Source organism: Halorussus salinisoli (assembly GCA_005239435.1).
GTDB lineage: Archaea > Halobacteriota > Halobacteria > Halobacteriales > Haladaptataceae > Halorussus > Halorussus salinisoli.
Window position 1 is genome coordinate 398,395 of record SZNP01000005.1, and the last position, 20,513, is coordinate 418,907.

At 63.6% G+C, this 20,513-nt stretch carries 21 protein-coding genes; 10 read left to right on the forward strand and 11 right to left on the reverse strand.

The genetic code is table 11. From position 1 onward, the window contains the following. Positions 1-64 precede the first annotated feature (64 nt). On the forward strand, positions 65-829 hold the full coding sequence (locus E2484_RS16575) for a hypothetical protein (protein WP_170977386.1): 765 nt from the start codon (positions 65-67) through the stop codon (positions 827-829). A gap of 183 nt (positions 830-1,012) precedes the next feature. On the opposite strand, the gene E2484_RS16580 is transcribed toward E2484_RS16575, so the two are convergent. Then, positions 1,013-2,080 (reverse strand): DMT family transporter, encoded by a 1,068-nt coding sequence (locus E2484_RS16580; RefSeq protein ID WP_137286291.1) that lies wholly within the window; start codon positions 2,078-2,080, stop codon positions 1,013-1,015. 155 nt (positions 2,081-2,235) lie between these two features. On the opposite strand from E2484_RS16580, the gene trxA reads away from it, so the two are divergent. The 3 genes from trxA to E2484_RS16595 all read left to right on the forward strand — a co-directional run bounded on the left by trxA (position 2,236) and on the right by E2484_RS16595 (position 4,637). Continuing rightward, on the forward strand, positions 2,236-2,643 hold the full coding sequence (trxA, locus tag E2484_RS16585) for a thioredoxin (protein ID WP_137286292.1): 408 nt from the start codon (positions 2,236-2,238) through the stop codon (positions 2,641-2,643). Positions 2,644-2,649: 6 nt separating this feature from the next. Further along, complete coding sequence (locus E2484_RS16590) at positions 2,650-3,954, forward strand: M20 family metallopeptidase (protein ID WP_137286293.1); 1,305 nt, start codon at positions 2,650-2,652, stop codon at positions 3,952-3,954. A 101-nt stretch (positions 3,955-4,055) separates the two neighbouring features. After that, positions 4,056-4,637, forward strand: a complete 582-nt coding sequence (locus E2484_RS16595; protein ID WP_137286294.1) for a class I SAM-dependent methyltransferase — start codon at positions 4,056-4,058, stop codon at positions 4,635-4,637. A 67-nt stretch (positions 4,638-4,704) separates the two neighbouring features. On the opposite strand, the gene E2484_RS16600 is transcribed toward E2484_RS16595, so the two are convergent. Next, complete coding sequence (locus tag E2484_RS16600) at positions 4,705-5,058, reverse strand: SHOCT domain-containing protein (protein ID WP_137286295.1); 354 nt, start codon at positions 5,056-5,058, stop codon at positions 4,705-4,707. Positions 5,059-5,450: 392 nt separating this feature from the next. On the opposite strand from E2484_RS16600, the gene E2484_RS16605 reads away from it, so the two are divergent. The 3 genes from E2484_RS16605 (at position 5,451) to E2484_RS16615 (ending at position 9,187) form a co-directional block, all read left to right on the forward strand. After that, positions 5,451-6,638, forward strand: a complete 1,188-nt coding sequence (locus tag E2484_RS16605) for an Acg family FMN-binding oxidoreductase (protein WP_137286296.1) — start codon at positions 5,451-5,453, stop codon at positions 6,636-6,638. 269 nt (positions 6,639-6,907) lie between these two features. Beyond that, positions 6,908-7,144, forward strand: a complete 237-nt coding sequence (locus tag E2484_RS16610) for a hypothetical protein (RefSeq protein WP_137286297.1) — start codon at positions 6,908-6,910, stop codon at positions 7,142-7,144. 801 nt (positions 7,145-7,945) lie between these two features. Continuing rightward, positions 7,946-9,187, forward strand: a complete 1,242-nt coding sequence (locus E2484_RS16615; RefSeq protein WP_137286298.1) for an orc1/cdc6 family replication initiation protein — start codon at positions 7,946-7,948, stop codon at positions 9,185-9,187. Between the two features lie 773 nt (positions 9,188-9,960). Here E2484_RS16615 and E2484_RS16620 read toward each other — a convergent pair. The 4 genes from E2484_RS16620 to E2484_RS16635 all read right to left on the reverse strand — a co-directional run bounded on the left by E2484_RS16620 (position 9,961) and on the right by E2484_RS16635 (position 14,400). Continuing rightward, entirely contained in the window at positions 9,961-10,770 is an 810-nt protein-coding gene (locus E2484_RS16620; protein ID WP_137286299.1) for a hypothetical protein, read from the reverse strand. A 142-nt stretch (positions 10,771-10,912) separates the two neighbouring features. Next, positions 10,913-12,535 (reverse strand): response regulator, encoded by a 1,623-nt coding sequence (locus E2484_RS16625; RefSeq protein ID WP_137286300.1) that lies wholly within the window; start codon positions 12,533-12,535, stop codon positions 10,913-10,915. Positions 12,536-12,657: 122 nt separating this feature from the next. Continuing rightward, complete coding sequence (locus E2484_RS16630) at positions 12,658-13,374, reverse strand: ThuA domain-containing protein (RefSeq protein ID WP_137286301.1); 717 nt, start codon at positions 13,372-13,374, stop codon at positions 12,658-12,660. A gap of 3 nt (positions 13,375-13,377) precedes the next feature. Further along, positions 13,378-14,400, reverse strand: a complete 1,023-nt coding sequence (locus tag E2484_RS16635) for an MBL fold metallo-hydrolase (RefSeq protein ID WP_137286302.1) — start codon at positions 14,398-14,400, stop codon at positions 13,378-13,380. 145 nt (positions 14,401-14,545) lie between these two features. On the opposite strand from E2484_RS16635, the gene E2484_RS16640 reads away from it, so the two are divergent. Then, positions 14,546-14,797: a hypothetical protein gene (locus E2484_RS16640; protein WP_137286303.1), complete on the forward strand. Its 252-nt coding sequence runs from the start codon at positions 14,546-14,548 to the stop codon at positions 14,795-14,797. Between the two features lie 14 nt (positions 14,798-14,811). Here the strand turns inward: E2484_RS16640 and E2484_RS16645 are convergent, their stop codons facing one another. Beyond that, on the reverse strand, positions 14,812-15,315 hold the full coding sequence (locus tag E2484_RS16645; protein ID WP_170977387.1) for a YciE/YciF ferroxidase family protein: 504 nt from the start codon (positions 15,313-15,315) through the stop codon (positions 14,812-14,814). Positions 15,316-15,472: 157 nt separating this feature from the next. On the opposite strand from E2484_RS16645, the gene E2484_RS25125 reads away from it, so the two are divergent. Next, positions 15,473-15,643, forward strand: coding sequence for a hypothetical protein (locus tag E2484_RS25125; protein WP_170977388.1), 171 nt, complete (start codon positions 15,473-15,475; stop codon positions 15,641-15,643). Positions 15,644-16,115: 472 nt separating this feature from the next. Here the strand turns inward: E2484_RS25125 and E2484_RS26175 are convergent, their stop codons facing one another. After that, positions 16,116-16,532: a spore germination protein GerW family protein gene (locus tag E2484_RS26175; RefSeq protein WP_170977399.1), complete on the reverse strand. Its 417-nt coding sequence runs from the start codon at positions 16,530-16,532 to the stop codon at positions 16,116-16,118. A 108-nt stretch (positions 16,533-16,640) separates the two neighbouring features. On the opposite strand from E2484_RS26175, the gene E2484_RS16655 reads away from it, so the two are divergent. Continuing rightward, entirely contained in the window at positions 16,641-16,826 is a 186-nt protein-coding gene (locus E2484_RS16655) for a hypothetical protein (protein ID WP_137286305.1), read from the forward strand. A 79-nt stretch (positions 16,827-16,905) separates the two neighbouring features. Here the strand turns inward: E2484_RS16655 and E2484_RS16660 are convergent, their stop codons facing one another. From E2484_RS16660 to E2484_RS16670, 3 genes are all read right to left on the reverse strand, one after another. After that, complete coding sequence (locus E2484_RS16660; protein ID WP_137286306.1) at positions 16,906-17,637, reverse strand: uracil-DNA glycosylase family protein; 732 nt, start codon at positions 17,635-17,637, stop codon at positions 16,906-16,908. Positions 17,638-17,713: 76 nt separating this feature from the next. Continuing rightward, the gene (locus tag E2484_RS16665; protein ID WP_137286307.1) at positions 17,714-19,969 is read right to left on the reverse strand and encodes an LUD domain-containing protein; all 2,256 of its coding nucleotides are present in this window, start codon (positions 19,967-19,969) and stop codon (positions 17,714-17,716) included. Further along, complete coding sequence (locus E2484_RS16670; protein WP_137286308.1) at positions 19,966-20,475, reverse strand: LutC/YkgG family protein; 510 nt, start codon at positions 20,473-20,475, stop codon at positions 19,966-19,968. Before E2484_RS16670 ends, E2484_RS16665 begins: the two co-directional genes overlap by 4 nt. Positions 20,476-20,513 lie beyond the last annotated feature (38 nt).

Genomic DNA, 20,513 nt, shown 5'->3' on the forward strand with positions numbered 1-20,513 from the left:
AGCAATCCAGATTACGACGAGTGAACGATAGAAAAATTTCCAATGTTTTTGGTTAGCAAGTAACATGATTCGCGGGGTCGGGAGCAAGACCATGACACTACCCGAAACCGTCTCGCGTCGCAGCGTCCTGCGAAAGGGAGCGGTCGCCTCAGGAGCAGTCGTCTTCGGCGGAACGACGGTCGTCGGAAACGCAGTAGCCCAAGACGAGCAAGTGGGTCTCGCGTCCAAAATCGAGGGTCATGGCCACTACGCGTGGTTCCCGTTGGGACCCGAGTCGTGGGGCCGGTCAACAACACCGTACGATATGCAAGACGGGGAGAGTCGATGGCTGGCCCAGCTCCGGTCCGATGGTAGCGTGCGCTGTCTCGCACAGAACCTCGGCACAGAGCCGCCGAATCGGAACACTGGGTTCGACGTGCACCTCGGGCGACTCGACGCGATCGAGACAGTGACCGTCACGTCACGCACACTCCAGACCCCGCGCACGACGGGCCCCGCCGTCTTGTTTCTCGGGCTGTATCTAGACGGAAATAATAACGCGGAGTTCTTCGAGTGGGAAGCCACGAACGGAACTGATAGTTGGGTCGGGTTCGGCGGCGATGAGGAAGGGCTCTTCTCGTCTGCCGCGAGTGGAGAAGTGACTATCGACGGCGACACGGTGTTCACCCTCGCTGGTGCCGAAACCGAGACCACACTGGCGGAGTTGCAGGAAGGGACTGTCGAGGGCATCTCCGGGGAGACGGCTGCCGCACTCTACGTCGGCGTCGTCAACGGAGGTGAGGGCACGGACGAGGTTGTCATCGATGACGTACGTGTCCAGCGGTCGTAGACAGCCTGTCGGCCCTTTTTCGCGTCGTCGTACGCGGTAAGCGCCAACGTGAGTTTGCGGCGCGCCTTCTGTGCCGGAAGGTTGCCACCGGTACTCAGCACAGTCATCTTCATACGTAGATGTCGCGTCGTAAGCTACCGAAAGACGACCCAAAAGTCGAAGGTGACGATGGAGTGGATTCGCTCAGGAAGTAGTAGACCTGGAGACTACGTAAACGCCAACAGCCATGACGACCCCGCCAGCGACAAAACCAGGTCCGATTGCCTCCTGTAGCAAGAGCGCACCGAGAAGGGTGCCGACTAGCGGTTGAATGAAGAAGAAGACGGCGACCGTCCCTGCATCGACGTACTCCAATCCTTTGTACCAGAGATACCATGCAGCGGCGGTCGAAAGCACGCCGAGGTAGATGACTGCCCCAACGACCGGAAGCGTCATTGGAACGAGCATCACTGTCCAGATTAGACTGACGACAACTGGAACTCCGGTAATGATGGCTACGACAATACGGAGAAGTGCTGCGTTGTTCTCACGGTACCGGAGGTACCACGCGGCCACTATGCTGGCGAGTCCGAGATAGAGAACTGCCCCGACGACCGAGAGCGTGAGGGGTACCTCGCCGAGTCGGTGTCCGGAAACGGCGAGTTCTCCGGCCGCGAGGACGCCGAGCATCGGTACCGCGGCGATGGTCGAGTAGGTCGCGGTCTCCAACGCGGAGTAAGTCCGGACGAGCGACTTGCCGTAGACGGTGTAGGCCGCCCACGCGAGACTCGCCGCCAGCAGGGCCGCGATTCCGGCGGCGTTTCCGCCCGTCATCCGAGTGAGGTCGTACTGGCCCGCGAGGACGACCAGGGTGCCGACCGCCGCGAGGGTCATCCCCGAGACTTTCCGCAGTGTCAGCGGTTCCGAGAGGGCCGTGACTCCGAGAAGGAGCGTGAAGACGGGCGTCAGAACCGTCAGGAGCGCGCCCTGACTCGCGTTGGTGAGGTCGGTGCCGAGAAACTGGGTGACGATGGTCGCAGTGACCACCGCGCCGAGCGCGACGAATCGGCGGTGGTCGGCGCGCGAGAACTCGCGTACTGGCCGGGCCTGACGGACGACGACGAGGAGGGCAACCGCCCCGAGCGCGACCCGGAGGAATCCGAGCGTGACCGGTGGAATGGCCGAGAATCCCCACTTGCTCACGACGTACATCCCGCCCCAGAGCGAGGCAGCGGCGAGCGGTGCGAGCGCGTAGGCGGGGTTCTCGGCCATCGTACGGTCGTACTGTGAGCGTAATGGTATTTGAACGTTCGTGACTTCGCCCGAACGCAGTTTTCCGGATCGTCCGCGCTTCGCGCGAAGTTAGGAACCGGTATTGTGTAGTTCGTACAAAACAGTTAAACCCGTGGAGTGCCAACGACGAGGTGATGAGCGAAGACGAACTCGAATCCATCCGCGACGAGAAGCGCGACGAACTCCTCGACGGAGAGGGTGAGACAGACGACGCCGAAACTGCACCGGACGAACCCATTCACGTCGAGAGCGTCGAACACTTCTCAGACGTGACCACCGACTACGGCGTAGTGCTGGTGGACTTCTACGCGGACTGGTGCGGTCCGTGCAATATGCTCGAACCGATCGTGGAGTCCATCGCCAGCGGAACCGACGCCGCAGTGGCGAAGGTCGACATCGACCAGCACCAGGACCTCGCCACGCAGTACGGCGTTCGGGGCGTCCCGACCCTGATCGTGTTCGCCGACGGCGAACAGGTCGAGCAGGTCGTCGGCGTGCAGGACGAAGCGACCCTTACGAACCTCGTGGAGCGCCACGGCTAAAGCCAGATGAACGACTCGGGCGGTTCGGACGACTCTGAACTGCCGGACGGCCTCCCGTCCGTCCTGCGGTTTCTCGACGCCCGCGAGCAGGAACTGTTCGCAGACGCCGAAACGCTGCTCGAATTCGACTCGCAGAACCCACCGGGGAGGACCCGTGACCTGCTGACCTTTCTTCGGGAGTCGATGGAGAGTGCAGGCCTCGAAACGGAGGTTCTCGCCCGCGACGAGGAGAAACCGAATCTCGTCGTCACGATTCCGGGCGAGCGACGCGAGAAGCTTCTGTACGTCGGCCACGTCGATACGGTGCCCTACGACCTCGAGAAGTGGTCACGCGACCCACGCGGCGAGTGGACCGACTCGGGAACCGAAGACGGCGAGAAGCGTCTCTACGGCCGCGGTGCGACCGATATGAAAGGAGCAGTCGCCGCGATGGCGACAGTCGCCCGCGCGTTCGCCGAGACCGTCCCGCCAGTGACGCTCGAATTCGCGTTCGTGAGCGACGAGGAGACCGGCGGCGAGGCGGGTCTCGGCTATCTGCTGGCGACAGACGCGCTCGCGGCCGAAGCCTGCGTCGTCGGCGAGACCACCTGCGAGCGCGGCCGTCACTCGGTCGCGGTCGCCGACCGCGGAAGCGTCTGGTTGGGTCTCGAAGCCAGCGGGACCGCCGCCCACGGTTCGCGGCCCGCGTTCGGTGTCAACGCCATCGACCGCCTCTACCGGGCCGTCGCGGACGTGCGTGAGCGACTGTCCGACTACCGCCTCGCGCTCGACCCCGAACTCGACGCGATACTCGACGACTCGGTCGCGTTCTACGCACCGCGCATGGGCGAGCGCGTCGCACGCGAGACGTTCGAATACCCGACGGTAAATCTCGGAACGCTCTCGGGCGGCGAGACCATCAACGCGGTGCCGACCGCCGCCACCGCGGAGGTGGACGTGCGAGTGACGGCCTCCGCCAGCACCGCAGACGTGCTGGCCGCTATCGAGGCCGTCCTCGCCGACCACGAGGGCGTCGAAATCGCGGACGTCTCACGGGCCGACGGGACCTACGAATCGCCGGACAGTCCGCTGGTCGCGGCGGTCGTCGAAACCGCCGAGGACGTGACTGGCGAGCGCGTCTACCGACGGAGTGCGACCGGTGGCGGCGACGCGAAGAAACTCCGGAGCGCAGGCATCCCGGCCGTCGAGTTCGGCCTCGGGACCGACACCGCCCACGCGGTAGACGAGTACACCACCGCGGCGGCCCTTCGCCACAACGCGGCGGTCTACGCCCGCCTTCCGTTCGCTCTGCGCGAGCGATTGGCATCATAGTGGGAAGAGGGGACAGCGCGAGTATCGACCGATGCCACAATCTTGCACGCGTGACCCACATCCCGCAGTCGTTAAGACGGTCGGCCACCCATGCCGAGACGATGGGCTTCCACACGTTCGACCCCGAGTCGGCCGACAAACTCGAAGACGACTCCCGGTATCGCTACCTCTCGCGGGAGGAACTGGTCGCCGCGCTGGCTCTCGGGTCCGACCGAGACGCCGCGGTCGCGGACCTCGGAAGCGGGACCGGTTTCTACACCGACGACGTGGCCGCGTTCGCCGGCGAAGTTCGCGCCGTGGACGTGCAGGACGAGATGCACGAGTTGTACCGCGAGAAGGGCGTTCCCGAGAACGTCGCGTTGGTGACCGCCGACGTCGGCGACCTCCCGTTCGCCGACGGCGAACTCGACGCCGCGTTCTCGACGATGACCTTCCACGAGTTCGCGGGCGACGGCCACGGCGACGGCGGGAGCGGCGCAGAGACAGAAGTCGCGCGCGTCCTCGCCGACGGCGGACGCTTCGTCGTCGCCGACTGGTCGGCGAGCGGCGAAGGCGAGAGCGGCCCGCCCGTCGACGAGCGGTACGACCGCGACGAGGCGGTCGAACTCCTCGAAGACGCAGGCTTCGAGGTCGTTCGGGCCGACGAGCGACCCGAGACGTTCTTCGTAGTGGCGCAAGCCTGACTATTCGTACTGGCTCAAGCCTAACTATTCGTAGGGACTCGACCCTCACTACCTCCGAATCGCCGAATCATTCTCGTAGTCGCTGGCGGCGCTCCTCGAACTCCTCGTCCGAGAGGTCCCCGCGAGCGTACGCCCGCCGGAGTTCTTCGAGCGCGGGGTCGGACGTAGAATCCGAGACGCCGCGGTAGAGCAGGTAGCCGACGCCGACCAGTACCAGCAGGCCGACGAGCCAGAAGCCGAACATCCACGTCGGCGTCGCTCCGCCGACCCCGCCGGGACCGACTTGCCCGTCCACCGGACCGTGCATCCACCAACCCATTCCCATCATCGGCCACGCGAACAGCATCGTCACGACCGGGAGCAACAGGAGAAGCGCCACTGCCACGATAGCGATGCGTGAGAGTTGTGCGTTCGTCGCCATACTCGACAACGCGACGTCCGGGACCAAAACTATGCGTGCACCGCCCGGATTAACCGATAGTCATTTTTGTTTGTTAAGAGTACAATTGTGATTCTTTCAGAAAGGTATAGGTACTCGAGGTGCCGGCGGAACTGTCGGCGAGAAGATGTTACTCGCGCTCCGTCGAAGTGGCGACACGTCGTTCGTCTCGTCGCCCTCGGGTAGTCGCTCGAACCAGTTCTCGGGCGTCTGCTCGCTCGGAGTCCGGAACAGGGAGATACGGCGGAAGAAGTTCTGGAGATACCACGCCCGGCGAACTAGCTGGTCGTCCTCGCCGGCGCGGCCGCGACACTCGCGGTTGCGGCCGCGCCGACGCGGAGAACTAAGTTGACGGCTCTCGTCGCAGAGGTAGCATGGGGGACCCGACGCGAGTGTACGAGAGCGAACGGACCGCGGGCAGAACCGATAGAGGCGAGACCGACGAACGCGAACTCGACACGTCCCTACTCGATACCCTCGGACTCGACGCGTTTGGTCGGTTCTCGCGTCGTTACAAGTGGGTCGGCGATAAGCGGCCGTGGCGGGTCTCGGCCGCGGCGTTTCCCGAGGAGGGGACGCCGGTCGAACAGGCCCAGTTTCTGGTCCGGTACGCGGTGTTGGCTCCGTCGAGTCACAACACCCAGCAGTGGCTGTTCACCGTCTCCGACGACGAGATTCGGCTCTTCGCCGACACGAACCGGTGGCTGACGGTCGCCGACCCCGACAAGCGAGAACTCTACGTCAGTCTGGGGGCGGCGCTGGAGAACCTGCTCGTCGCGGCCGAACACTTCGGGATAGGCCACGAGGTCCGCTACCTGCCGGGGAGCGATAGCAACCACGCCGCGACGGTTCGACTGTCGTCGGGTAGCGAGCGGTCGGATGACGAACTGGCGGGTGACGAGCGGTCGGCCGAAGCCTCGACCGACCGCCGGGATTCGAGGCTGTTCGAGGCGATTCCGCGCCGGCGGACGCACCGAGGCCGGTATCAGGAGCGAGCGATTCCGCGCGAAGACCTCCGGGCGCTTCAGGAGGTCTGCGTCGAGGACGACGTGACGCTCCAGTTCGTCGCCGACCCGGTGAAGATGGGAACCATCGCCGACCTGACCGCCCGCGCCGACCGTCGACAGTTCGCCGACCCCGCGTACCGCCGGGAACTCGGCCGGTGGATCGGCCGAGGCGCGTTCGGCGGCTCGTGGCTCGGGTCGAAGGTCGGGAAACTCCTCGTGACGTATCTGAACGTCGGCCGTCGGCAGGCGCGCGAGGACGGCCAGTTGCTGCGGAGTACGCCGCTCGTCGCGGTCGTTCGGACGAAATCCGACGGGAGACGCGCCCAGATTCGTGCCGGACAGGTCTTCGAGCGGGTGAGTCTGCTGGCGACGGTTCTCGGCGTGCAGACTCACCCGATGAGCGCGGTACTCGAGGTACCGAGCCTTCGCCGAGAACTAACCGACTTACTCGGGCGGTCGGAGTGGTCGTCCCAGCACCTCTTCCGACTCGGATACGCTGGCGGTGCGTCCGAACCGTCGCCGCGCCGTCCGGCGGAGGCGGTGTTGGTCGATTAGAGGTGGTTTCGTATAACTCTTAGAATCGTAGATATTGTTCGAACACGACGAGCCTCTGTCGGGTCGATGCGTTTGTATCGAGTCGATAGTTCGTCGAGTGTCTGCCGAGCGCCTGCGAGAGACGACGACTCCGGACGAGAGATGCGGATTCAGTGTCTACTGTTTGGTTTAGTGAACTCCGTTCGGTGACCCCGTCGTTTCCGCTGTTTCGAGAAGAGTGAGAACTCGACGACGAGGACTTCACGAGGACGGCCTCTTGATAGTGGCGAGTGGTCAGCGTCGGAGGAGTCGGAGGTATCGGCGTCGAAGCTTTCGGCGTCGGAGATGTCAGCGTCGAAGGTGTCGACGTCGGTGGTGTCGGGGTTAGAGGTATCGATAGAGGTAACGACGTTAGAGATGTCGGCGTCGAAGCTTTCGGCGTTGGAAACGGTAGGTCCGAAGACGGAAGCAACCCCACCGTTTCCGCTGTTTTTCGGTTCCGCGTGTGGGAAATGAAGGTGACGTGAAACGATTAGAAGGTGGGGAAACGATTACTGTAGCGGGTGCTCCGAGAAACAGACGGTTGGAACGTATCTCAACACCACCGTTTCCGCTGTTTACTGGTTCTGTTATCTTCCGGTCTGCGGTCTTCTCGTGCTGTAGTTTCCCGATACACCGTCCGCTGAGTTCCTCCTCCGTTGTCCACGGAGAGTTCGAGAGACGAGTAGCCGTGTTGGAGAAACGAGAGCTGTGACGTCGTAGGATTGTAACCCGATAGGAGGAAAAGGAACGAGAAGGATCGGGAACCGAGAGCGAAGCGGGACACACTCACCCCACCATTTCCGTTGTTTTCGAGGAGAGAGAAAGGGTAGAAACGAAGACACCCACCCCACTGTTTCCGCTGTTTTCGGGGAGAGGGCGGGAGGGGTGGCTAACGCGGACCGTGCCGTTCCAATTTGATGTCGATGAATCTGTACGAGTTCGCCCTCCGGACCCGCTTTCGCGTAAAAAAGCGGTCGAAGACATCTCTAGATGTAGACTAGAGCCTAATAGTCTATTTAGGCTATTTGCACTACGGGTATGGTTTAACATTCGCCACTATAAATCTTTTCATCCATATAGGAGCAACGTGACACCTATCACACTTCCCGCGATAACTCCGGAAACGATGGGGTGGGTGTGTCTTTAAGTATAACCGAACATCAGAAACAGAAGAAACGCTGCACCCTCGGAATTCCGTCCTCGAATAAGTATCTTCGGGACAGAAGAAACAGCGGACACCATGCTAACCACGAGGCTTTATGTCCCCCTCCGTCCAAAAAACGCGCATGTCATCGTTTAGCTTCGACAGGGACAACTCCCTCTACAAGAACCGGGACGCGCTACTGGAGGAGTACACCCCGGACAACCTCGTCGGTCGCGACGAGGAGTTAGAAGAGTACCACGCCGCACTCCAACCGATTATCAACGGCGAGGCCCCGTCGAACATCTTCCTCTACGGGAAGAGTGGCGTGGGCAAGACCGCGGCTACCCGATTCCTACTCAACCGCCTTCAGGACGACGCCGCCAAGTACGACGACATCTCGCTCAACGTCATCGAAATCAACTGCGACGGCCTCAACTCCAGCTATCAGGTCGCAGTCCGACTCGTCAACACCCTCCGCGACCCCTCCGAGCAGATCAGTAACACGGGCTACCCCCAGGCGCAGGTGTACAGTTTCCTCTGGGAGGAACTCGACAAACTCGGTGGCACCATCATCGTCGTCCTCGACGAGGTGGACCACATCAACGACAACTCCATCCTCTACCAGATTCCCCGGGCCCGGAGTAACGGTTACCTCGAACACGCCAAAATCGGACTCGTCGGCATCTCTAACGACCTCTCGTTCCGCGACTCGCTCTCCGCCAAGGTTCGCTCGTCGCTCTGCGAGAAGGAAGTCTCGTTTCCACCCTACGACGCCACCGAACTCCAGAAGGTTCTCAGCCAGCGCGAACAGGTCGCGTTCCACGACGGCGCGCTCGCCGAGGACGTGATTCCCCTCTGTGCCGCGTACGGTGCGCAGGACGCCGGAGACGCGCGCCAGGCCCTCGACCTCCTGCTCGAAGCCGGGGATCTCGCCCGCAAGGAGGCGGTCGAGCAGGTCACGGACGAACACGTCCAAGAGGCCCGCGAGAAACTCGAACGCGACCGAATCATGGAGGGAGTCGCCGACCTGACCGAACACGCCCGCCTCATCCTCTACGCGCTCACGTCGCTCGAAGCGGAGGACGAGACGCCCGCGCGCTCGCGGGACATCCGACCGCGGTACGAGCAACTCTGCAACCACGTCGGCACCGAACCCCTCACCAGTCGCCGGATGCGCGACCACCTCGCGGACCTCGCCATGCTCGGAGTCATCTCCTCGACCGAGAAGAACGAGGGGATGTCCGGCGGCAAGTACCGCGAACACGCCCTGAAGCAGGACCTCCAACTCGTCGTCACGGCGCTCGAAGAGACCATCGAGTTCGCGGGCGTCCACGAGAGCATCAGGCCGTACTACCAGACCACCTTCGAGGACGCGGAGAACTGACCTCCCGACGTGAATCTCGCTCTCCTTTCCGCCCTCTCACTGCTCTCGCTTTCTCGTCTCCTCGCTTCCCCCGTTTCCTCGCTTCTCATCCTTCACCTCCTCACTTCTCCCCTTTCCTTGTTCCCCGTTTTACTCTCCTTGTTCCCCCGTTTCACTCTCTTCGCTTCCCTCTTCCAACCTCCTCGTTTCGTTACCCCATCGTTTCCGCTGTTTTCCGCTGGCGCTCTTCTACCGTCTACCCCACCGTTTCCGCTGTCGCCCGACGACCTCTCTCGGAGCGACTCCCCTCGTCCCTTGCCGAGAACCCCATCGTTTCCGCTGTCGGCCGGCGTTTGACGACCGCTTCTTTCGATAACCTGGCCGTGACCTTGATCCGCTACTTCCCCGTTCTATCCAACTTCCACTCTCGAATTTGGTTCAGCACGGTCTCGCGAGACGAACGACGAGGACGGAAAACAGCGGAAACGGTGGGGTACCGATTCGACGCGACTGTCGGCAGAACAGCGGAAATCTCGGTGTTCCGAACCCCGGTCGCCCCGAGAGGAGGACGTCGGGAGTACCCGTCCCCCATCAGCGGAAACGCCGGTGTAGGCGAGGAGAGGCGTCGGCGTCGGCAGACAGCGGAAACACTGGGGTTCTTCGACTGCTCGTCTTTTCCGCTGTAGACAGCGGAAACGAAGGGGTTACGGTGGGACAACTCGACCCGTCGTCGGCCTCGATCTCGAAATCAGAACGTTGCGATTGCGAACCTCTATCTCTTGCGAAACGCTATCTCACTGTCTGTGTTCGACTTCCAGAATCCGGGAGTCGCACTCCGAGCAACTGACCGCCACCACGTCCATCGTGCGACAGCAGGACTCGACGGTTTCCTGTTCCATGGCGACGTCGCCGCCACAGTCGGGACAGGAGTCGAGGAAGATTCGGAGACCGCTCAGGACGCGACTCTGGTTCGTGACCGTCAGCGCGTCCCAGTCGTCGTAGCGGGTCTCCAGTAGTTTCGCGGCCGCGAGGTCGGCGACCAGCGCCGCGCGGGACTCCCACTGCCCGAGGCGGCCACCGTCGTACTGCGCGACCAGCGCCTCCTCGTGTTCGTCGAAGGAGAGTTTCTCCTCTTCCACGTCGAGGACGCTGCTCAGGTCGCTCTTCTCGGTCTCTTCGGCCTTGATGGACTCGATGTTGTCGTACCACGCCTCGCCGAACGACTCGGAGAGACAGAGGTCGTCCATCTCTTCGCAGGGTTCGACAGCACCAGCGCCGGCCAACACTTCCTCGGGTTCTCGCTCTTCCTCGCCGATTTCGGGCGTCTCGTCTTCGAGTTTGTCGAACTTCGCCAGCACCCAGTCGGGGAAGTATCGCTTGGTCAGCGATGGCGTGCCGGGTACGAGATAGCCTCGGAGATAGATGGAGACCAGCGACAGCGCGAGTACTACGACACCACCGACCGGCGTCAGGAGGTACGAGGCGAACCCGCTCACCACGACCGCGATGACGACGTTGACGATGGTACACGGCGTACACCGATTCTCCCCTGTGTACTCCGGTCGCCGGAATCGATCCACGAACCCGTTGGATTTCGTACTCATACTGTCTGTATTCTTTATTTTCTCTTCATATATCTGTTGTTAAAGAAAACGAACAGGTTCGTCACAGGCTCGACATCCGTTCGACACCGGTTCGACTGTCGTTCGAGAGAGTAGTGCACTTCCAGTTTGGTTTCGGCGATACTCACTCCAGCTCGGGCGCTGAGACGTTCTTCCGCGACGAAACGTCTTCGGCCGCCCGCTGGAGTCGCAGGGTCACTGCCCCGCCGCTCGTGTGATAGTCGTCGAACCTCAGTTCCCCGCCGAACTTGCCGACTATCCAGTTCGAGAGCCAGAGACCGAGACCGCTTCCGTGGTGAAGCGCTGTCTCCTCGCCCTCGGTGAGGACCTCGCGCTCCTCCTCGGGAATACCCGGCCCGTCGTCCAAGACGGTCACTTCTATCCACTCGCGGTCGTCGTCGGTGGGCGAGACGGTGACAGTGACCGACGGCCGGTCGCCGCAGTGTTCGAGTGCGTTCTCCACGACTTCGCTTATAGCGGCCTCCAGCGTCTTGTCGGCGTACACCGTCGCAGACTCGGGGGTGTCGGTGATTATCTCCGCGTCGGGGTACGACTGACGGAACTCCTCGCAGGTCCGCTCCACGCAGTTGGTCACGTCTATCTGCTTGGTCGTCCGGCCCTCGCGGTCGAGCGTCTTCCCGACTTCGCGGGCCTTCTCGCTGATCTCGATGAGTTCGCTCGCCTTCTGTTCGATGATGCTGGCCTCCTTCGCGGCCGGTGGAAACTCCTCGACGATGTTCTCGGCACGACCCAACACGACGTTGAGGTCGTTCCGGAGGTTGTGTCGGAGAATTCGGTTGAACACCTGTAGGCGCTGCTCCCGTCGGACGAGTTCCTTGCGGGTCTGCACCGAATCGATGGCGTACGCGAGATTGTTACCGAACTTCGTGAGGACGCGTCGCTCGGTCTCGCCGAACGCGTGTCGCACGTCCGACCAGACGCTCAGAACGCCGTAGGCCCGGTCTTCGTACACGAGTGGGACGGCGGCGACGGCGTACCGCTCGACGTTCACGTCGACCTTCTGCTCGAACCGGTTCTCCAGTTTCGCTCCCCGTTCGACGCGCACCGCTTGCGTCTCGACCGCTTCGCGGACGGGAACCCGGTCGCCCTCCGCTCGGTCGCCGTCGAGAAGTACGGGGTCGAGGTATCGTTGGTCGACGCCCGCCGACGCCTCCGGTCGGACCGTGGCGGCCTCGTCGTCTACGTCGCCGACCCACGCGAGGACGTAGGGGTCGGAGTCAGCGAGTCGCTCGCAGACGATGTCCTCGATGTCTTCGCGGGAGGAGGCCCGTAGGACCGCTTGACTCACGTCCCAGATGAGGTCGTTGACCGTAATCTGGCGGTCGGCGAGTCGCTCGGTTCGCCGCCGAGCGATAGCGTTCTCGATGCGATTGGCCAGCACCGCGAACTGCTCTTTGCCCTCTCCCTTACTTAGATAATCCGTGACGCCAGCGGAGATCGCCTTGCTAGCTATCTGCTCGCTTCCACCGCCCGTCAGTAGGATAAACGGGATGTCGGGGTAGGTTTCCCGGACGGCGTCCAGAAATTCCAGTCCGTCCATGCCGGGCATCTCGTAGTCGCTGACGATGCAGTCGTAGCGCTCGGTTTCGAGTCGTTCGAGTGCCGTCTTCGCGCTCCCCACCGTGTCCACGTCCATGTCGTACTCGTCGGCGAGAACCCCCGCCGTGACTCTACTGAAGAAGTCGTTGTCTTCGACGTGGAGTATACGGGGCGGGGCCTCCGGCATTCTCTGTCTTGCCGGATTCGCGGCTACCTAATAAATGGTTTCCTTCTTTCGACATTATGGGCTCCGATATCAGGGACGATGCTCGCCCCTCCCGAATGATTACGGCCGAGAAAACGGCCGTGTCATTCGCTTTCGGGCGGCTCTGGGACGTTACCGAAGGAAGGTTCCGATATCTCTACAGGTGACGCCCACGCAGTCGCGTTGGTGACGACTCTCTGAATCTCGGGCCGATGATAGATCGGATACGTCTCGTGGCCCGGCCGGAAGTAGAAGATTCGGCCCGCACCGCGTCGGTAACAACACCCGCTTCGGAACACTTCCCCGCCCTCGAACCAGCTCGTGAACACCAGCGCGTCCGGGGCCGGAACGTCGAATCGCTCGCCGTACATCTCGGTCTCCGGAATCTCGATGCACTCCCCGACGCCCTCGGCGATGGGGTGGCCGGGTTCGACCGTCCAGAGTCGCTCCTTCTCGCCCTCGTCGCGCCACTTGAGGTCGCACGTCGTCCCCATCAGACGTTTGAATATCTTCGAGAAGTGGCCGGAGTGAAGCACGAGGAGGCCCATCCCCGACAGCACCTGTTCGTGGACGCGTTCGACTACTTCGTTTTCGACCTCGTCGTGGGCCTCGTGGCCCCACCACGTCAGTACGTCGGTGTCGTCCAGCACCTCCTCGGTCAGGCCGTGTTCGGGTTCGTCTAGCGTCGCGGTCCGGACGTCGAACCCCCGGTCTTCGAGGAACTCGGCGATGGTCTCGTGGATGCCGTCGGGGTAGACGTCGCGGGCCGCGTCGTCCGCTCGCTCGTGACGGTACTCGTTCCAGACTGTGACTGTAGTCACTCGTTAGTCCTCCGTGGTCGCGCTCTCTGTCGGTGCTTCGTCGCTCGCTCCGCCGTACTCGAACATGGCGTCGAGGTCGGGGTCGGCGTCGAGAAGCGCGTATCCCTCGTCGGTTCGCTCCACGACGCCTTGGCGTTCGAGGTGGTCTAGGTGCGCCCACGCCTCTCCCGGCCCGTGCATGATGTGGATGTTCGACAGGTCGCCGAAGAGGTCGGCGCTGACCGTCCAGGCGTCGGTCTCCGCTCGTTCGCGGAGGACCGACAGCACGCGCTCGGTCCGCTCGCGGTGGTGGGCGGCGATTTCGCGCGCTCGGCCTGACGGGTCGTCGATGGGGTCGCGGTGGCCCGGCCACGCGCGGGCGTAATCGGCTTCGATAATCCGAGCGAGCGAGTCGAGGTAGGTGCCGAGCGGGTCCTCGACTCGGGGGTCCGCGCCGCCGACGTTCGGGGTATACTTCGGGAGGAGGACGTCGCCCGAGACGAGTTCGCGGTCCTCTCCGTCCGACAGTTCGAAGCCCGACAGTCCGGCGGCGTGGCCGGGTAAGTGGACCGCTTCGAGTTCGACGGCTCCGGCCTCGAACGTGGCGCCGTCGGTGAACGTCTCGACGGTCGGTGACCGGCCCTGAATCTGGTCGTGGAGGGCGAGGAAGTCGAGGAGTTCTTGGGCCTTCTCGTCGGGAACGCCCCATCTCTCGAACAGACTGCGCTCCTCGATTTCGGCCACGTGGTTCATGTCGTCCTCGGTGACCATCGGCGCGTCGGCCTCGTGGACGTACACCGTCGCGTCGCTCTCGGCTTGAATCTCGCCGGCGAGACCCGCGTGGTCGTGGTGCCAGTGAGTGAGCAGAATCCTGTCTACGTCGCCGAACGAGAGACCGTACTCCGCGAGTCCGTCTCGCAACTGCTCGCGGCCCTCGGACGTGGCCACGCCCGTGTCGACCAGCGTCGTCGGCCCCGTGTCGTCTCCGAACAGGTACACGTCGTTTCGCCCCTCGAAGACGGTATTTCCGAGTTGAATCCGTTTCACGTTCGTACTCCGCCCGTGTCCGGTAAGTCGTTTTCTCTCTCGGCACTCTCTCCGGTCTCGCCCGTCGAGAGGAGTTTTATTACTCCCGTAGTAAAAATTAGTACGGAACTTTTATGATAGATACTGTCCGCCCTTCTACCACGCGATGAGCGAACGACTGGAGCGACGGGAGCGAGACGGCGACCCCGTGAACTGGAAGCGAACCGAAGACGGGGTCGAAATCTACGACGAGACGAACTCCGAGGCGTGGGTGCGCATGGAGTTCGTCAGCGGTATCGACCCGGACAAACGCCTCTTCGGTATCTGCGACGACTGCGGTCTCGTCACGCCGCAGCGGTCACTGCCCTCCGACAGCATGACCTGCGGCAACTGCGGGTCGGAGTTCGGCGACTCGTAACCACGACCCGATTTTTACAGGAGTCGGTCGATGAACGACTCGAACTCGGCCCCTTCGGAGACGGATTCGAGTTCGGCGAGCGCGGCCTCGTCTTCGTCTCGATTCTGCTCCAGCAGGTCCACCGCCTCGCGGTCCAGGTCGATTGCGTCCGCAAGCGCGAGCAGTCCCTCGTAGCCGGTGAGTTCGAGTCGCTCGGCCTTCCTACCGACGTGGTTGTAGAGGGCGTTCTGCACGGCCTCGTCGTCAGCGTCGGCGTCGGCCGCCCGTTTCTCTTCGCGGAGCGCGTCGAACGTCGGCACGTTCCGCTCCCGGGGTTCGAGGTCCAGAACGTCGAAGACCCGTTCGAGGCGTTCGACGTGGGTCACGGTCTCGTCCCGGTGGTCGGCGAACCCGCCGACGAGCGTGGACTCGGTCGCGCTGGTCTGGAGTTCGTCCAGCGTATCGACGAGTTGGCGTTCGCCGTAGTAGACGCCCCGAAGCTCGTACTCGAACAGGTCTTCGGCCGTGTCGAGAGACATTTCCAGACCTGATTCGCCGCAGACGTCCTTAGCTGTTGTTGCGGAGTCGAGACCCGGCGACACCCACCGATTCCTTCCGACACCCACTGATTCCCGCCGACACCCATCGACACTCGCCGACACCACCGTTTTCACGGATGCCGCCGTGAGGGACTCCATGGCAGTTCCGAAGCCGACGACCGCGTTCGAAACCGCGGCGGTAGCCATCGGCGCGCTCCTCGCGTTGATAATCGTCGTACCGCTCGTCCCGGTCGTCCTCGACCTCGTAATCGGCGTCTTCCGAGGCGTCTTCGACGCTATCGTCCCCGGCGGCAGAACCTACTCGTAGGGTCGTCGGTGTCGAAGTACGTCATCTCTCCACTCCGGCGCGCTGGTAATCCTCTAACCTGGCGCGCGCTGGCAATTCCTCTCCCCCGGCGCGCGGTGGCGTGACCCGCGGTGCGGGTCACGCCCATGCGCGCGAGGGACGACCGAACGAAGTGAGGGAAGAGGCTGGGGAGGTGTGAGGCTGTCGCGGTGCCGTGCGGTGCGGAGCGGTTGCGGTCTTCACAGGCTCGAGGGATAGCTAGCTTCCTATCGACTCTACCGGCAACTCCTCATCGACTCTTTTCGTCAACTCCTCACCGACTCTCTCCGTCAACTCTCCGTCTACGCTATCGTCAACTTCTGACTGACTCCGCCGTCAACTCGGGGTTAGCCGTTCTCGGTCCGGACCTCCGCACCTCGAAACCAAGTATACATTACTAAGGCAGGCAAGAAAATATATTTAACGCCACTATATAGTGCTCTAACGTCTATAATTACCTGTCCAAGTTCGACAGCCGACCGACCAGCATCCCGACCGCGAGAACGATGACCAGCAGTGCGAGCGACCGCTTTCGCTCCTCGAACCGGACGAATCGCGTGCCGTCGTCGGAGATTTCGAGCGCGCCGACCGGACGTGCCGTCGCGCCGCCACCGCCGCCACTGCCGTCACCTCTACTACCCTGTCCAGTGACTTCGCCCTCGGTCGTTCGCTCGTCGTCCGTTCCACCTCGCCCGTACCCGCCGCCGAAGCCGTAAGCGACCCGCGCGACGGAGACGATGTCTTCACGCAGCGCTCTATCGAGTCGCCGTACACCGAACGGACGTTGGCGCTCCGCTGGTGTCGCTCCACGATGGACTCTATCTGTGTGCGCTCGTTGCTTCCTCCAGTCGAGCGGTTCGACGGCAAAGATGAAAGAGACTCGGCCCGACCGATCTCTCCGCTCCGGCGTACAAACGCTCTCTCGTTCGAGTACGTATCAGACGGCACACTTTTCGGATTGGAACGTCCAGCCGTCGGCATGACGAGTGGCGGGTACCAGTTCGGTCTCCTGATGGTCGTCTTCGGCGGGTTCGTCTCGTTGAACAGCGCGTACTTCGGCGACTCGGCCGATTTCGTCGGAGGGTTCGGGATGGTGGTGATGCTCATCGGCGCACTAACCGGCGTTCTCGGACTCCTACCGGGGGACTCGACCGAGCGAGAGTAGCACCGATTTCGTGGGACCGAAATCCTGCCGAACAGGGTACCGGAACCCTGCCGAACACCTGCGAACCGGAGTGCTTCCGTCACCGAACTTCGTAGGTGTCGTGTTCCGCGAGGAAGCGCCCGAGGTCGGCGGTCTGGCGGTAGTCCGACGCCAGCAGGTCCGCGAGCGAGGCGGCCAGTCGCTCGCCGTCGCCGTCGTCCCACTCGCTCGGTTCCCGAATCGGGACGACCAGAAAGCCCCGCCCCGGAACGTGGTCGGCGTGGAGAGTTGCCATTCGGTCCTCGCGCTGGCCGCCGTCGGGGTCGTCGGTGCTGTCGGCACCGCCGCCGTTTTCGGCGTCCAGCAGCGCCTCCCGGGCGGCGTAGGTTCCGAGGACGTATCGAGTCGCGCGTTCGCCCACGGGCAGGAGGACGTGGGCCGAGATGGCCCGCAACTCCGAGTCGAAGAACGGTTCGAGGTCGGCGTACTCCCGGTCGGTCGGCGTGCGGCCCTCGGGGAGACAGCACATGTGGCGATAGCTCAGGAAGAGGTCGGCGACTGTCGGGTCGTCGCTGTACGCGTCCCCGAGCAGGCCGACCTCGTTCAGGACGGGTTGGAGGCGCTCGCCCGCGAGACTGCCGGTGAACGGAATCCCGGTCTCGCCACCGCCGTGGACGCCCGGATGGTCGCCGACGACGTGGAAGTCGGCGTTGGCGTCGCCGTAGCCGAAGACGGCGCGACGGCCCGACTCGTCGCCCGTTCCGCCGCACTCGTGAGCGCAGGGCGGCGACATTCCGAAGGGGTTGCTGGTTCTGTCCGTGACGTTCTTCACGGGGCCGAATAGTGGACTCGGGGTTAAATCCGGCCCGGTTTCGGAAGGTGTTACGGGAGCCACGAGAGCGCGGACGTCACCGCTCGCGGTCGAGCGACTGCACGGGACGCGCAGGGTCGAGCAACTCCACGGGATGGCGAGTCGGCCGGCCGAGGAGCGAGTCGAGTTGTTCGAGACAAGAGGTCCCGCTCGCCGCGACGAGGCGGTCCTCGGCCGCCGGACTGGTGAACTGGTCGCGCAATTGGTCGCCCACGTCTACGCTCAACTCGTAGTATTCGGACTTGTAGCCGAAGCTCCCGGCCATCCCGCAACACTCCACGTCGGACGTGAGTACGTCGTAGCCCGCGGCTTCCAGCACGGCGGTCGTGTACGGTTCGAGGTCCATCGTTCGCTGTTGACAGTGGCTGTGGTACGCCACCTCCGCTCCGTCCCCTCGGGAGAGAGCGTTCACGTCCTCGTCGGAACTCCCGTCTAGCAGGCCGTAGACGTACTCTAACACCTCGTAGCTGTTCGCCGCCAACGTCTCGTGGCGCTCGGCGTCTACGAGTTTCTCGTACTCGCGCTCGAACATGGCGAGGTCGCTCGGCTCTATCACGACCACGTCGCGCCCCGATTCGACGTGGTCGAGGAGCGCGGGCGCGACCTCCTCGGCGTGGCGCGTTGCCGTCGCAATCATCCCCTGCGAGAGCGGCGCGCGACCGCTCGACGCCACGTCCGGCACTCTGACGGCGACTCCCAGCGCCTCCAGCACCCTGACGGCGGCCTTCCCCCGCTCGACCTGCACGTGGTTGGTGTAGAGGTCCGGGTAGACGACGGCGACGCGGTCGGCGTCGGTCGGCGAGATACGAGTGCCGCCGCGGGCCTCGAACCAGTCCACGAACGTCTCGCGCTCGAACTCCGGGAGGTCCCGCCGCCGGTCGATGCCGAGGACGCGCTCCATCGCCCACCGTGCGGGACCGGCGTCGGCCAGCCAGTTCGACGCCGGAGCCAGCGCCGACCCGACCTTGGCCACTGCCGCGAAGTTACCGAAGAACCGCTTCTGGGGGCTCATTCCGCCCGGTTCGGCGTCCGGGGTCAGCCCCTCCACGAGCCAGTCGAACTCGGTGTCGCCGTCCGCTCCGCGGTTGATTCGGTCCCGGACCACCGTGTTTATCCACGGGATGTCGATTTCGACGGGGCACTGGTTCACGCACCGCGAACAGCCGGTACAGAGGTCGTTGAACTCCGCGGCGGTGTCCAACCCCTCGACGCCCGCCTCCCACCCGGTTGCGATGCCCCCGGAGTACGTCTCGCCGCCGAAGGCGTGGCCGCCGACCGACTGAAAGTTCGCACAGGAGTTGGCACACGCCGAACACCGGATGCAGTAGAGCGTCTCGCGCAACTGGTCGTCGTCGCGCATCGCCATCCGGCCGTTGTCGACGAGAACGAGGTGGAACTCGCGGTCGTCCGGGTCGCCGGATTCCGAGAGCGGGGTTTCGGAGTCCTCGAAGTCGATGGTGGGCGAATCGACCGGCGGGGTGAACAGCGAGACGTAGGAGGTGATGTCCTGGCCGGTCCCCGACCGGCCGATGAGTTCCACGAACGGCGAGAGGTCCGAGAGGGCCGGAATCAGCTTCTCGACGCCCGCGACGGCGACGTGAGTGTCCGGGGCGACGATCGACTTCCGGGCGTTGCCCTCGCTGGTCACCAGCGCGATGGTTCCCGATTCGGCGACGACGAAGTTCGCGCCCGTCATCCCCACGTCGGCGTCTTCGATGCGCTCGCCGAGGTACTCGCGGGCGAACTCGGTCAGTTCTTGGGCGGTTTCGAGCGGTTCGTCGGGGTCGAAACGTGCGTTGAACAGGTCGGCGATCTTCTCGCGGGACTTGTGGATGGCCGGCGCGACGATGTGAGAGGGCGATTCGTCGGCCACCTGCAACACGAACTCTCCGAGGTCGGTCTCCCAGACCTCGACGCCCGCCTCCCGGAGCGCGTCGTTGACCTCGATTTCCTCGGAGGTCATCGACTTGCTCTTGACCAGCGTCTCGGCGTCGTTCCGCTCGGCGACCTCCGCTGCGTATCTGTTGGCGTCCTCGGCGTCGTCTGCGAGGTAGACGGTTCCGCCGTTCGCTTCGACGCTCTCCCGGACCTGGGCTATCAGGTCCGGCAGGCGCTCGATGGCGTCCTCCTTGATGGCCCGGGCCTCCCCTTTCAGTTCCTCGTAGTCGTCCAACTTTCCGACGGACTCGTAGCGTCCCTCGTTGAACCCCCGGGTGTTCGACGCCACGCTGTCGCCCTCCTCGGCGAGGAGCCGTCGAATCTCGGCCGCCTTGGCCGCTCGGCCGGAACTCATCGGTCCTCCAGAATCAGGACGTGGACCGCCTTCGGCCCGTGCGCGCCGTACACCAGTTCGCCCATGTCGGCGGTCGCACTCGGCCCCGTGGCGATGACTGCGTCGCCCCGACCGGTAGCGACCGACTCCTCCAGTCGCTCGAAGGCCGCGGGCATGTTCGGAACCACGTCGCTCTCCCGGAGGACGGCGACGTGAGTCTCGGGGAAGAGGCTCACCGGTTCGTCGCCGTCGGCCGACGACTCGACGATAATCGACCCGTAGTCGGCGATGCCCAGAGTGGCGGCGGTCACGCCCGTCTTCGCGCTTCGAAGCTGGTCCGGCGTGGGGTCGAGTTCGACTGTCGTCCCCGACAACGAGACGCCCTCGAAGGGGAGCGCCGACCCGACGGCGGGCGTCTCGACGACTTCCGTCAGTGCCTTCTCGAACGTCTCGGCCCCGACTCTCGTTCGTCCAACCTTCATCCGCTGTAAGGACGCTTCGAACTGACCGAGGCTGTCCGTCTCCATGGTTCGTGATAGCGTAACACGCTTAACTGATTTTCGAC